This window comes from Mucilaginibacter sp. 22184, from assembly GCF_052045695.1.
In the GTDB taxonomy this organism is placed as follows: domain Bacteria; phylum Bacteroidota; class Bacteroidia; order Sphingobacteriales; family Sphingobacteriaceae; genus Mucilaginibacter.
This window is the reverse complement of the sequence record NZ_JBQEPI010000005.1, coordinates 195,326-208,399: the sequence shown is the minus strand read 5'-3', so window position 1 is coordinate 208,399 and position 13,074 is coordinate 195,326. Positions and strand designations below refer to the sequence as shown.

Annotated in this window: 14 protein-coding genes; 10 read left to right on the top strand and 4 right to left on the bottom strand. The window is 42.0% G+C overall.

The window, feature by feature from the left end:
- Positions 1-7 precede the first annotated feature (7 nt).
- Positions 8-1,339, top strand: a complete 1,332-nt coding sequence (locus ACTJKG_RS12890; RefSeq protein WP_172333482.1) for an MFS transporter — start codon at positions 8-10, stop codon at positions 1,337-1,339.
- A gap of 158 nt (positions 1,340-1,497) precedes the next feature.
- Positions 1,498-2,574 (top strand): M20 family metallo-hydrolase, encoded by a 1,077-nt coding sequence (locus tag ACTJKG_RS12885; protein WP_440739448.1) that lies wholly within the window; start codon positions 1,498-1,500, stop codon positions 2,572-2,574.
- Positions 2,575-2,715: 141 nt separating this feature from the next.
- On the opposite strand, the gene ACTJKG_RS12880 is transcribed toward ACTJKG_RS12885, so the two are convergent.
- Both ACTJKG_RS12880 and ACTJKG_RS12875 read right to left on the bottom strand, forming a co-directional pair.
- Entirely contained in the window at positions 2,716-3,432 is a 717-nt protein-coding gene (locus ACTJKG_RS12880; protein ID WP_172333481.1) for a ZIP family metal transporter, read from the bottom strand.
- Positions 3,432-3,995 (bottom strand): phosphatase PAP2 family protein, encoded by a 564-nt coding sequence (locus ACTJKG_RS12875; protein WP_172333480.1) that lies wholly within the window; start codon positions 3,993-3,995, stop codon positions 3,432-3,434. Before ACTJKG_RS12875 ends, ACTJKG_RS12880 begins: the two co-directional genes overlap by 1 nt.
- Positions 3,996-4,302: 307 nt before the next feature.
- Here ACTJKG_RS12875 and glmM point away from each other — a divergent pair, with 307 nt between their 5' ends.
- From glmM to ACTJKG_RS12855, 4 genes are all read left to right on the top strand, one after another.
- Positions 4,303-5,685 (top strand): phosphoglucosamine mutase, encoded by a 1,383-nt coding sequence (gene glmM / locus ACTJKG_RS12870; RefSeq protein ID WP_440739447.1) that lies wholly within the window; start codon positions 4,303-4,305, stop codon positions 5,683-5,685.
- A gap of 107 nt (positions 5,686-5,792) precedes the next feature.
- Positions 5,793-6,929, top strand: a complete 1,137-nt coding sequence (locus tag ACTJKG_RS12865) for a cysteine desulfurase family protein (protein ID WP_440739446.1) — start codon at positions 5,793-5,795, stop codon at positions 6,927-6,929.
- Between the two features lie 187 nt (positions 6,930-7,116).
- Positions 7,117-7,602 carry a hypothetical protein gene (locus ACTJKG_RS12860; RefSeq protein WP_440739445.1) on the top strand — a complete coding sequence of 162 codons (486 nt, stop codon included), beginning with the start codon at positions 7,117-7,119 and terminating at the stop codon, positions 7,600-7,602.
- Positions 7,603-7,641: 39 nt separating this feature from the next.
- The gene (locus ACTJKG_RS12855; protein WP_440739444.1) at positions 7,642-7,866 is read left to right on the top strand and encodes a hypothetical protein; all 225 of its coding nucleotides are present in this window, start codon (positions 7,642-7,644) and stop codon (positions 7,864-7,866) included.
- A gap of 175 nt (positions 7,867-8,041) precedes the next feature.
- Here ACTJKG_RS12855 and accD read toward each other — a convergent pair whose 3' ends face one another.
- Positions 8,042-8,887: an acetyl-CoA carboxylase, carboxyltransferase subunit beta gene (accD, locus tag ACTJKG_RS12850; RefSeq protein WP_172333475.1), complete on the bottom strand. Its 846-nt coding sequence runs from the start codon at positions 8,885-8,887 to the stop codon at positions 8,042-8,044.
- A 219-nt stretch (positions 8,888-9,106) separates the two neighbouring features.
- Here accD and fbaA point away from each other — a divergent pair, with 219 nt between their 5' ends.
- The 4 genes from fbaA to ACTJKG_RS12830 all read left to right on the top strand — a co-directional run bounded on the left by fbaA (position 9,107) and on the right by ACTJKG_RS12830 (position 11,964).
- Entirely contained in the window at positions 9,107-10,186 is a 1,080-nt protein-coding gene (fbaA, locus tag ACTJKG_RS12845; RefSeq protein WP_172333474.1) for a class II fructose-bisphosphate aldolase, read from the top strand.
- Between the two features lie 209 nt (positions 10,187-10,395).
- Positions 10,396-10,902 carry a low affinity iron permease family protein gene (locus ACTJKG_RS12840; RefSeq protein ID WP_172333473.1) on the top strand — a complete coding sequence of 169 codons (507 nt, stop codon included), beginning with the start codon at positions 10,396-10,398 and terminating at the stop codon, positions 10,900-10,902.
- Positions 10,868-11,293: a GNAT family N-acetyltransferase gene (locus ACTJKG_RS12835; RefSeq protein WP_440739443.1), complete on the top strand. Its 426-nt coding sequence runs from the start codon at positions 10,868-10,870 to the stop codon at positions 11,291-11,293. Before ACTJKG_RS12840 ends, ACTJKG_RS12835 begins: the two co-directional genes overlap by 35 nt.
- Before the next feature lie 74 nt (positions 11,294-11,367).
- Positions 11,368-11,964 (top strand): hypothetical protein, encoded by a 597-nt coding sequence (locus ACTJKG_RS12830; protein WP_172333471.1) that lies wholly within the window; start codon positions 11,368-11,370, stop codon positions 11,962-11,964.
- A 110-nt stretch (positions 11,965-12,074) separates the two neighbouring features.
- On the opposite strand, the gene ACTJKG_RS12825 is transcribed toward ACTJKG_RS12830, so the two are convergent.
- Complete coding sequence (locus ACTJKG_RS12825; protein WP_440739442.1) at positions 12,075-12,851, bottom strand: DNA-formamidopyrimidine glycosylase family protein; 777 nt, start codon at positions 12,849-12,851, stop codon at positions 12,075-12,077.
- Between the last annotated feature and the right edge of the window lie 223 nt (positions 12,852-13,074).

Here is a 13,074-nt window from a genome sequence, read left to right as displayed (position 1 = left end):
AAACCCAATGAAAGAAGAAACCAAGGACACATCATCGATCAACCCAGCCAAATCCATCCCCAAAACCACTACCGGACGCATTAAATCCATAGTAGGGGGCTCGTTAGGTAATTTGGTAGAATGGTATGATTGGTATGTATACACCGCATTTTCCCTGTATTTTTCCGACGCTTTTTTTCCTTCAGATAATCAAACCGTACAACTTTTAAATTCGGCCGGCATTTTTGCCATCGGCTTTTTGATGCGCCCGATAGGCGGTTGGCTCATGGGTACTTTTGCCGACAGATATGGTCGTAAAACAGCTTTAACGGCTTCTGTATTATTGATGAGCGTAGGCTCATTAATCATCACCATAACACCCGGCTTCCGCTCTATTGGAGTGTTTGCGCCTATACTGTTGGTGCTGGCACGTATTGTACAGGGTATAAGCGTAGGCGGCGAATATGGTACCAGCGCAACTTATCTGAGCGAGATGGCAGGCAAAAAACACCGGGGATTTTATTCGAGCTTTCAATACGTAACGTTGATTATGGGGCAGTTGATGGCTTTAGGCGTGCTGGTTTTACTACAGCGTGTTTTTTTAAGCGAACAGCAACTGCATGACTGGGGCTGGCGTATTCCCTTTGGTATCGGCGCTTTTTTGGCGGTGATTACCATGTATTTGCGGCGCAGTCTGCAAGAATCTGCATCATTTACTAACGAAAGTAGTAAATCAAAATCTACTCAGGGTACTTTAAAAGCTTTGGCCAAACACCCCAAAGCAGTATTCACAGTAATTGGTTTAACGGCAGGGGGCACGCTCGCTTTTTATACGTTTACTACGTACATGCAAAAATTCCTGGTAAATACATCGGGCTTCAGCAAAAGCAGCGCTACCCTGGTATCAACCCTTACCCTGGCTGTATTTATGCTGCTGCAGCCTGTATTTGGCTTGTTATCTGATAAAATAGGCCGTAAACCCCTGCTCATTGGGTTTGGGGTATTGGGCACGCTTACCACAGTACCTATCCTCACGCTTTTAAGCGAAACTAAAGATGTTTGGATAGCCTTCGCGCTGATATTAGCAGCCCTTATCATTGTAAGCGGTTACACCTCCATCAATGCGGTAGTTAAAGCCGAACTTTTCCCCGCAAACGTGCGTGCCCTTGGCGTAGGCTTTCCTTACGCCATAGCGGTTTCCATATTTGGCGGCTCTGCCGAATACATTGCCCTGCTGTTTAAAAATGAACATCATCAACAATGGTTTTACTGGTATGTAACTGTCTGCATAGCCCTGTCACTTATTTTATACACTACCATGAATGATACGCGCAAACATTCTAAAATAGAAGACGAGTAATTTAGTTTTTATTTAGTATCAAGTAGTTAGTATCAAGTATCAAGATTTTTGAAGTTGTTATAAAAATAAATGCAGCTGTCTTGATACTTGATACTAACTACTTGATACTAATATACTGGCCAAAAAGTATTAATTTTGCCCGCTTACCATCATAGGATATGCCTACATATATGGCCGATAACAATAATCTATTTCAACAGGCAGTAGCTTTACTGCAGCAGCTGATATCCATACAATCGTTTAGTAAAGAGGAAGACCGCACCGCCGATCTCATCAATGAATTTTTACAGCAACGCGGTGTACAAACACATCGTAAAATGAATAATATATGGGCCTGGAATAAGCATTTTGATGCCGCTAAGCCTACCATTTTACTCAACTCGCATCACGATACCGTAAAACCCAACTCAGGCTATACCCGCGACCCTTATGACGCCAAAATTGAAGATGGAAAGCTTTACGGATTGGGCAGCAATGATGCCGGCGGTTGCCTGGTATCGCTCATAGCGGTGTTTCTTTACTTTCATGATAAAGAAAACTTAAAATATAACTTCTGCCTGGCTACCACTGCCGAAGAAGAAATCTCTGGCGTGAATGGCTTGGAGCTCATCATACCTGAATTAGGCAAGCTTGATTTTGGTATAGTAGGCGAGCCAACACTAATGCAATTGGCTATTGCCGAGCGCGGCTTAATGGTATTGGATTGCGTGGCTCACGGCCGTGCAGGTCACGCCGCACGTGAAGAAGGGGATAATGCTATTTATAAAGCCTTAACAGACATTGAATGGTTCCGGAGCTTTACTTTTCCGAAAGAATCAGAAGTATTTGGGCCGATAAAAATGTCGGTTACCATTATCAATGCGGGCTCACAACATAACGTGGTACCCGCCAGTTGTACCTTTACAGTTGATGTAAGGGTTACCGATGCTTACCGTAATGAAGAAGTATTGGAGATCATTCGTCAGCACGTCAACTGCGATGTTAATCCGCGTTCTATCCGCTTAAAACCATCGTCTATACCCAAAGAACACCCGATTGTGCAGGCTGGTATTGCTTTAGGTCGTACCACTTATGGTTCACCAACCACTTCAGATCAATCGCTGCTGGATATCCCTTCTATAAAAGTAGGTCCTGGTGATTCGGCACGTTCGCATACCGCCGACGAGTTTGTTTATGTAGACGAGATCAGAGAAGGTATCGATCTGTATATAAAAATGCTGGAGAGTATTAATTAACGATGTGCAGTTATGCGGATTTCAGATGTGCAGATGATTTTGAAATTAATCACTAAAATCACCTGCACATTTTTATACCCTCACATTTTGTTTTTTATCTGCACATCTGAAATCCGCACATTTGCACATCGGCACTGGGCTCTACATCTCTCCCAAAAACGCCACCAATGCAATAGCAACACCCAGTAACACGGCGATCATTTTACGAAGATTAAAGCGATGGTCGGCGCTTGATTCAAAGAGGATAGTGGTAGAAATATGTAAAAATATACCAATAACCACACCCATAATACGGTTAAAGTAATGTTGTAAATTGCCAATATTGCCATTACTGAGGGCAGTACTGAAAAGATATCCCGCAGGTGCCATCACCGCGAATAGCGCCACAAATAATATAGTACTCTGTTTACTCTGCTTATTGGTTATTAAAACCGTAGCCAGCGCAAAAGCAGCCGGTATGTGGTGCAGCGCGATACCGTAAACCAACTGATCCTGGTTGCCCTGGGCCAGTGGCATGCCTTCTAAAAAGGCATGCAGGCAAAGACTGATCATAATTCCCACCGGAAATACCATATGATCATGCTTCGGTTTATGCATATGGCCATGTTCAATGCCATCAGAAAACTGTTCCAGGATGATCTGGAACAGAAAGCCGGCAAGTATAAAAACACCCACCCAATTATCATTACCATGATAAGCATCGGGTATTAAATGCAGCACAGTAATACCAAACAGGTAAGCGCCGCTGAATGATAGTACCAGTTTAAGGGTTTTATGATTATCGCCCTTAAAGAAAAACACAGAGGTACCACCAAAAAAGGCACAAAAGAATAGCAAACAAATTTTCCAGACAGCCATTAAAAAGCAGGTTGTAGTTTTTTAAACAGTAAAGCAAACAGGCCACCCACCAGCGAGCCGTAAATAGCGCCACAGATAACATCAACGGGGAAGTGCACACCTACATACACCTGGGCAAAACTGATCAGCCCAGCCCAAAGTATGGCCCAGAGCCATATCCAGCGCCATTTTCTGAAAAATACCAGGCTCAGGAATATGGCCATGGCAAAGTGATCGGTAGCATGGGTAGACGGGAAGCTATAACCCGTTCCGCAGGGTACCCGACTGATGTCGGTTTGCGAAACGATAGGATCACGGCAGGGGCGAAGCCGTTTTACATTATACTTGATGATACTGGCGCTGCTAAAATCGGCAAAGCCGGCGGTTATGGCCAGCAAAACGATAATGATAACCCCCGTTTTTTTATAACGATAAATACAAAAAACTATGATGAACAGATATAACGGAATCCAAAATTTAGGATTACGCAGCAAAGGCATGATCCAGTCAAAAAAGGGGTTTGCCAGATCGTGATTAATAAAGTAGAATAAATGCCGGTCGAGTTGTAATAGATGTTCAGGCATTGCCGTTTTAATATAATGGATAAAAGCCGCACGGATATGAAGCCGCAATCAGGCAACAAAGTTATCAATAACTTTAAAACAACATGGATGCCGTATGGTTAATGCTGATAAATAAACGGATAATTTACAATCGAACTACATAATGTAGCTTTGTTGCATTTGCAAATGCATTTTTAAAGCTGGTTTATCACAAACGTTTGCGTGAAAAAAGTGGCTTATAAATTAAGTTCAGCCTGTAAATTGCGCTTGTTTATACACCGCTTATCATTTAAATATTTTTACTTTTGCCATTCAAAACCAAATAATTTTGACACTCATAAAATCTATTTCAGGGATCCGCGGCACCATAGGCGGTGCTGTTGGCGATGGTTTAACACCATTAGATATTGTTAAATTCACATCGGCCTATGGTGCATGGGCCGTAAAAAAATCAGGTATCAAAAAAATTGTTGTTGGGCGTGATGCACGTTTATCGGGCGCTATGGTTAACAACCTGGTTATCGGTACGCTGCAAGGGCTGGGTATCGATGTGATCGACCTGGGCTTGTCCACAACACCTACGGTTGAAGTTGCAGTTACGGGCGAAAAAGCTGCAGGGGGCATTATTCTTACTGCGAGCCACAACCCTAAACAATGGAACGCCCTTAAACTATTGAACGCAAAAGGCGAGTTTATTAGCGATGCCGATGGTAAAGAAGTACTGGAAATGGCCGAAAACAGCGATTTTGATTATGCCGATGTGAACGACCTGGGCAAGGTAACCCATGACGATAGCTGGATGCAAAAACATATCGATCTGATACTGGCCTTACCGCTGGTTGATGTTGCAGCAATCAAAAAAGCTAATTTTAGTGTAGTGATCGACTGTGTGAACTCTACAGGTGGTATTTATGTACCTGCACTGCTGAAAGCCCTTGGTGTAGATACCGTGCACGAACTCTATTGCGAACCAGATGGCAATTTTCCGCATAACCCGGAACCGCTGCCAGAAAACCTGGTGGCTTTATCAAAAGAAGTAACCGCCAAAAGGGCGCATTTGGGCATTGCTGTTGACCCGGATGTTGACCGTCTTTGCTTTGTTTGCGAAGATGGCAATATGTTTGGCGAAGAGTATACCCTGGTTGCCGTTGCCGATTACGTGCTGCAAAACAATAAGGGCAATACAGTATCCAACCTGTCATCAACCCGTGCCCTGCGTGATGTTACCGAAAAAGAGGGCGGCGAATATCATGCTGCCGCAGTAGGCGAGGTAAACGTGGTTAACAAAATGAAAGAGGTAAATGCCGTTATTGGCGGTGAAGGTAATGGTGGCGTAATTTATCCTGAATTACATTATGGCCGCGACGCTTTAGTGGGTATCGCCCTGTTTTTAACCCATTTGGCTAAGTATGGCAAATCAATTTCTCAGTTGCGTATGTCATATCCAGGTTATTTTATTTCTAAAAACAAAATAACCCTGACACCCGAAATGGACATAGACGCCCTTTTAAGCAAGGTGGAGCAAAAATATAGCAAACAACCGCATAGCACCATTGACGGCCTGAAGATAGAATTTGACAAAGAATGGGTACATTTGCGAAGGTCAAATACCGAGCCTATCATCAGAATATACTCTGAAGGTAATTCAGAAACGGTAGCAAACGGCCTGGCAAATAAAATAATTGCCGATATAAAAGAGATATTAAATTAAGTAGTGAGTGGTGAGTTGAGAATGGTGAGTAGTAGCTTCAAATGCTTCATATTTCCATTTCAATCACTAATTCACTAACTCAATAATTCAATAATTACAAAAGAGAGATGCGTGTTTACTTTGATAACGCGGCCACCACACCGCTTGATCCGGAGGTTTTAAAAGAAATGTACAAAGTGATGGAGAACCACTATGGTAACCCTTCATCTATCCATGCGCACGGTCGCGAAGCACGCACGTTGATTGAGCGGGCCCGCAAAACCATCGCCGGGTTGCTTCATACTTCACCTGCCGAGATATTTTTTACATCAAGCGGTACCGAGGCCGATAACACCGCCATCCGCTGTGGTATTGTTGATCATAATATTACTCATGCCATCACCAGTCATATTGAGCACCATGCGGTATTGCATACTCTGGAAGCAATGGAAAAGTCGGGCATCATCAAACTAAGCTTTGTTGATGTAGACAACAAGGGCAATATTGATTATAATCACCTGGAAACGTTACTGAAAAACAATGAACGCAGTTTTGTATCTATCATGCATGCCAATAACGAAATTGGTACCCTGTCTGATATGATCCGAATCGGCGATCTGTGCGAAGCATACAACGCCATTTATCATTGTGATACCGTACAAACCATGGGCCACTATGAGCACGACCTGAGCAAGCTGAAGGCACACTTTTTAGTTTGTGCTGGCCATAAACTGCATGGGCCAAAAGGCGTTGGCTTTTTACACGTGAATCACCGTATTAAAATAAAACCCTTTATTTACGGCGGCGCCCAGGAACGTAACATGCGTGGCGGTACCGAAAATATTTACGGTATAGTAGGTCTGGCCAAAGCACTTGAGCTGGCTTATGCCGAAATGGAGCAACACCGTAATCATATACAGGATCTGAAAACCTATATGATGGGTAAACTGACCGACCAGATCCCCGGCATCAGCTTTAACGGCGAAACCGATCCGGAGAAAAGTTTGTATACTGTGCTTAACGTGGCTTTCCCCGAAATGGAAATGGGGGATATGCTATTGTTTAACCTGGATATTGCCGGTATTTCGGCCTCAGGTGGCAGTGCCTGCAGCTCGGGTACTGATATTGGCTCGCATGTACTTACGGCTATTAACGCAAGCTCATCAAGACCATCTGTAAGGTTCTCCTTCTCCAAATATAGCACCAAAGAAGAAGTTGATTACGTTGTGGCCAAAGTTCGTGAACTTTGCCCGGTGAACGTTTAATTTCAAAAGATAATTCGTTTTCAAGGCCCGTCATTTTGTTAATGACGGGCTTTTTTGTTATAAATACTTACGCTCGTTTATATCTCTCATCTATATTTATTAAGAAAGTAATTTTCTTATTTCGACAAAATAAAAACAATTCAGCAATCCATTTGGTTTATTAATTAACTATCAAATTGGAAAACCTATGATGAGCAATAAAGAAGAAGCCTGGGATTCCCAGGATAATAATCGTAACGATTTAGACCATACCAACAATGCTTCATTTCGTCAAAACGAAGATGCCTTTAACAACAATGAATTAGATGATGACGAGTTGAAAGAGGATGAGGATGCTTATACTAATGATCTGAAACCCACGTTTAATCAACAAGACCTGAATGATGAGGACGACGAATACGAGCGTCCTGACGAAGTGCCAGAAGAAGATGATGACGAAATACCGGACGAAGGCCAAACAAAAAAAGAAGGTTCCGGATATCATAGTCAGCAGGAAGTTGATCAGCCACAACGCGGTGCTGATACCTCATACAGTGAGAAAAACGACGTAACACCGCCAAATAAAAAAGAGTTCCCATCCGAAGGTCCTGCCAAAACAGATTTTGTAAGCCGTCCGAATGGCCGTACAACCGGTCGTATGATAGGTCACGAGCCAGGCACGGAAGGTATTTAATTACCACTTTGATTATTTATTGGATAGGAGGATAAGACCATGAACAACTATTTAAAACCCGATTCCGGTCGGGATAATAACAAAGGAACAGGAACCAATTATCAGAACATGTACGCAAGCCCAGTACAAAATGAAAGATACATTGAAAAATATGGACCTCACAGAGGTGATTTCAAGGTGCTGCGCAGAGATGGCAGCTTGCCCATGCTTCCCGATCAGCATGTAGAAGGTGGGGGAGCTAATGCCGGTGCAACAACTAAATAAGCTACCGGTTTGATATACAAACAAGAAAGGCTGTTCAAAATGAACAGCCTTTCTTGTTTGTATATATTTTAATCCACTTTGTCATCCTGAGTGTAGCGAAGGATCTATTCGCAGATATGTCTATTGGATAACAGCTTCTTCGCTACGCTCAGAATGACAAATCTTAAGTATTGTATTAATTCGCCATCATTTTAATGAACGATGCCAGTTTTTCTTTCATTTCCCTGCGATCAACTATAAAGTCAAGGAAACCATGTTCCTGAACAAATTCCGCGGTTTGGAAACCTTTCGGCAAGTCCTTTTTGATGGTTTCTTTAATAACCCTTGGGCCCGCAAAACCTATCAGTGCACCTGGCTCAGCAATATTGATGTCGCCAAGCATAGCGTATGATGCGGTAACACCACCTGTTGTAGGATCGGTCAATAATGAAATGTAAGGAATTTTAGCCTGTGATAGTAAAGCCAGTTTTGCCGATGTTTTAGCCATCTGCATTAATGAGAAGGCTGCTTCCATCATCCTTGCGCCGCCCGATTTGGATATCATCAGGAACGGAACTTTATTAGCGATGCAATAATCAATAGAACGGGCTATTTTTTCGCCTACTACCGACCCCATAGAACCACCAATGAAGTTAAAATCCATACAGGCGATAACCAGGTCCTGCCCATCAATTTTACCGGCTCCTGCGCGTATTGCGTCTTTTAATCCTGTTTTCTTTTGGGTTTCAGCCAGTCTGTCGGTATATTTCTTGGTATCTTCAAAATGCAGCGGATCGCCTGAAGTCAGATCAGGAAACAGCTCCGTGAATTCGTTATTATCAAATAATACTGCAAAATATTCTTTTGAACCTATACGCAGGTGGTAGCCACAATAGTGACAAACATATTGATTTTCAACCTGCTCAGAATAATGCAGGGGTTTCTTACAATTAGGGCATTTATTCCAGATCCCATCGGGGGCTTCTTTCTTTTCCTCAGTAGTCGTAATTATCCCTTTCAACTCTCGTTTAAACCATGCCATATCTATGTCGAGCTCTTTCAATTGACTACAAAGAAACGAAAAATATTATAACAAGTAGTAAGTAATCCATGTTCACTTTTATTTGTTAAACTATTTTTTTTCAAACAAAGTGTATAAAATACAGTAAGCGAGCAGCTAAACGGTTAAATCGCAACAAATAATCAGATACTTATACTAAAACCAAGAAATTTTATAACTTCGAGGCCCAAATAAAAGCTCATGGATTTAAAAAATTATAAAGGTGTTCTGCACGGCGATCAGGTGCAGGAACTATTTGAGGTTGCTAAAAAGCATCAGTTTGCTTTGCCTGCGGTAAACGTTATTGGTACCAACACCATTAACGCGGTTATGGAAACTGCCAAACAGGTAAACTCTCCGGTAATTATCCAACTATCAAATGGCGGCGCACAATTTTACGCCGGTAAATCATTAGATAATTCAAAGCTTCAGGCCTGCATTTTAGGTGCTGTATCGGCTGCTAAACACGTTCACTTACTGGCTGAGCATTACGGTGTAGCGGTTATACTTCATACCGATCATGCTGCCATGAAGTTTTTACCATGGATTGATGGTTTGTTGGATCATGGTGAAAAATTCTTTGCCGAAACTGGTAAACCGCTTTTCTCATCACACATGCTTGATCTTTCGGAAGAGCCTATCGAAGAAAACATCGAGATCTCGGCAAAATACCTGGCCCGTATGGCTAAATTAGGTATGACCCTGGAAATTGAATTGGGCGTTACCGGTGGCGAGGAAGACGGCGTTGACAACTCTGATGTTGACAGCTCACGTTTATATACCCAGCCAGAAGAGGTTTCTTACTCATATGAGCATTTATCAAAAGTAAGCCCGCGCTTTACCGTAGCTGCTGCCTTTGGTAACGTACATGGGGTTTACAAACCAGGCAACGTGAAATTACAGCCGGTTATCCTGCATAACTCTCAGGAGTATGTTAAACAAAAATTTGGTTTAACCGATGCCAAACCTATCAATTTTGTGTTCCACGGTGGTTCTGGTTCAAGCCAGGAAGAGATCCGCGAAGCTATCTCTTACGGCGCCATCAAAATGAATATTGATACCGATATGCAATGGGCGTACTGGGAAGGTATTAAAGATTACTACAAATCAAAAGAAGGATATCTGCAAAGCCAGATCGGTAACCCCGAAGGCGAAGATTCTCCAAACAAAAAATATTACGACCCACGCGTATGGTTACGCAAAGGCGAAGAAAGTTTTGTTAAACGTTTAGCTGCTGCTTTTGAAGACCTTAACTGTGTTGATGTAAATAGCAAATTATAATATTATAAGAGAGGCAAGATATTAAGAGTCAAGAGCCAAGAAAAAAAGTCGATAAATAAAGTCGTTTTAAGTTCATATTGATTCCTGACTCTTATTATCCTTGCTCTTAATCCATAATATTCATCAAAAACTAACAAAGCGCTGTTACATTTGTTGTAATGGCGCTTTGTTGGTTATAAGCGTTTCCCAAAACCTGATAAATTACGTATATGGCAGAGATCGCTAAGAAAAAGAAGAATTTATTTGAACGTTTTGCCAACTGGGCTACCATTGCCACGGGCAGCTCGGGGGCTTTTTTAACAGCCATTGCTGTTATTGTTGTATGGGGTATCACCGGCCCTATATTTCATTATTCTGATACCTGGCAGCTTATCATCAATACGGGAACCACTATTGTTACCTTTTTGATGGTTTTCCTGATCCAGAAATCTCAGAATAAAGATTCAAAAGCCATACACTTAAAACTGAACGAATTGCTGGCCTCGCACCAGGGCGCCAGTAACCGGATGGTGGATATTGAGGATCTGAACGAAAAAGAGCTTGACCAGTTGCATAAATTTTATGTGCAGTTATCTATATTGGCCGAAAAGGAAGATGACCTTACCTGTACCCACTCTATTGATGCTGCCGAAGAGAATCACAACGCCAAACTAACTGTACTTAAAACCAAACCACATTATAATGCCCACAAACTTAAAAGTAAGAAAAGTAATTGAGCAAGCCGATCTTGATAAAGTTTTTGCCGTAAGGCGCGAAGTTTTTGTAGTTGAACAAAACTGCCCTCCCGAGCTGGAATGGGAGTTTGAAGATGAATCGACCCATTTCCTGGCAACAATTGATGGCGAACCTGCAGGCGCCTGCCGCTGGCGCAAAACAGATAAAGGCTATAAACTGGAACGCTTTGCTGTATTGAAAAAATTCCGCGGTCATGGCATAGGGCAGGCCCTGGTACAAACCGTTCTGGACGATTTGCCTGCCGATGCTACGTATGTTTATATGCATGCGCAAACACAGGCCGTATCCCTATATGAGCGGTTTAATTTTGAAAAAACAGGTCCGGAGTTTGAGGAGGCCGGTATATGGCATTATAAAATGATCAGGAAATAAAAGATATTAACCGTGCAACCAATTTACCTTCGGTTTCGTCTTGCCTTTATTAAATATCATTTTATAACCGTCTTATGATCAATCATTGCCTGCCGCTATCCAAAGTATTTAAATTACTGTTTATCTGTTTTATTTGTTTTGCCGCTTTCAATAGTCTGGCGCAGGATAAAACAAAAACCATCGGTAATAAATTACGATCAGGAACAACCAATAACTCCTTCAATGTTGTGCAGGGGGCGCAGGTGGGGATTAGGATGAATGCCGGACATAAGCCGGTTGAGTTACTAAAACTGAGTTTTCACGTAGACAATTTGGGTAAGGATACTATTCCATTTAAAGTGAACGTATATGCCATGGGCGATAAATTGCCCGAGAGCGATAATTTGATTAAAGAAGAAATAAAGGGAGTAATTGTAAGAGAAAAAGCTCCCAATGAACCCTTAAGGGATAACCAACTGATCACCGTTGATCTGGCACCGTACAAGGTAGAAGTAAAAGGGGATATATTGGTTGCCGTTGAATTCTTAAAAACACAGCCCCGTAAAGAACTTGGTTTTTCATGTGGCGTACTCAACGGCGGCACTTATCGCAAAAATGGCCCAACCGAAGAATGGAAAAAAATACCCATTGTTGGCGCCGATTTTAATGTGCTGGTGAAGAAGTTGAAATGATATTATTTCAATAGTTTGTCATTCTGAGCGTAGCGAAGAATCTGTTAACTGATCATGCATATTCGACAATAGATCCTTCGCTACGCTCAGGATGACAAAAAAGCAGAGCCCTAACTATATAACTCCTGCTCCTCGGTATAATACGTTTTCCTGGTACCTTCCTTCACAATAATCTTCTCGCCTTTGGGGCTGTGGGTCTTTTTTGAATTGTGGATATGCATAAAGTCCCGTACCTCGCCATTGATAATATCCGGATTAGCCTTCAGGATAGCCTTTTCGGCATCTGTAAGTACGGTATGGATAGATCTAACCAGCTCCTTTATCTTATGCTCCGGGATTTTATTACTGATAGACATGGGTGATATGCCAGCATGCCACAGGATCTCATCGGCGTAGGCATTACCAATACCGCGAATGATCTTTTGATCGAGCAGTACGGTTTTGATGTTGGTTTTTGTTTTTTGAAGACGGGCGGTCAGATAGTCAACACCGCCGTCTTTTGCCAGGGCATCAGGCGCTTCCTTATTATCAGGATTTAAGGTAGGGTTGGCTATTCCCTGAAAATCGGTCAATGCCAATCCCGATCCATCTGTAAAATGTAATTCGATAATCGGATATTTATTCCCGTTTTTTTCTTCGAACAGAAACAGTTTACCGTGTAGCATCAAGTGCAGGCCCAGGATATCGCCCTTTGAAAATTTAAGGTAAAGCTCCTTGCCCTCACGGTAAACCTTATCTAGCTTTTGCCCTTCGAGTGTACCTTGTAGTTCCTGGTGACTTACATTCAATTTTTTGGCATTGATAACAGCCACATGTTTAACCGTTTTTCCGGCTAATTTTTTATCGAGATTATAACTAAATGCTTGCAGATCGGGTAATTCAGGCATGATAATGAAATTTTAAAACAGAGATCAAATATAACAGGATAACAGTGTTTCTGCATCTTGGTTTTGCGCCTTAATTTTCGTATATTTGGATATAATAAGAGCCCGGTTTTCTCATAAAAAGGAAAATCGGGCTGTTTATTTTAAGAGAAAAAGGCTTAAAAACCGGCTCATTTTCATATAGTTATTTGACAGTCAATTGCTTGATACTTTTTAAAATTTAAAA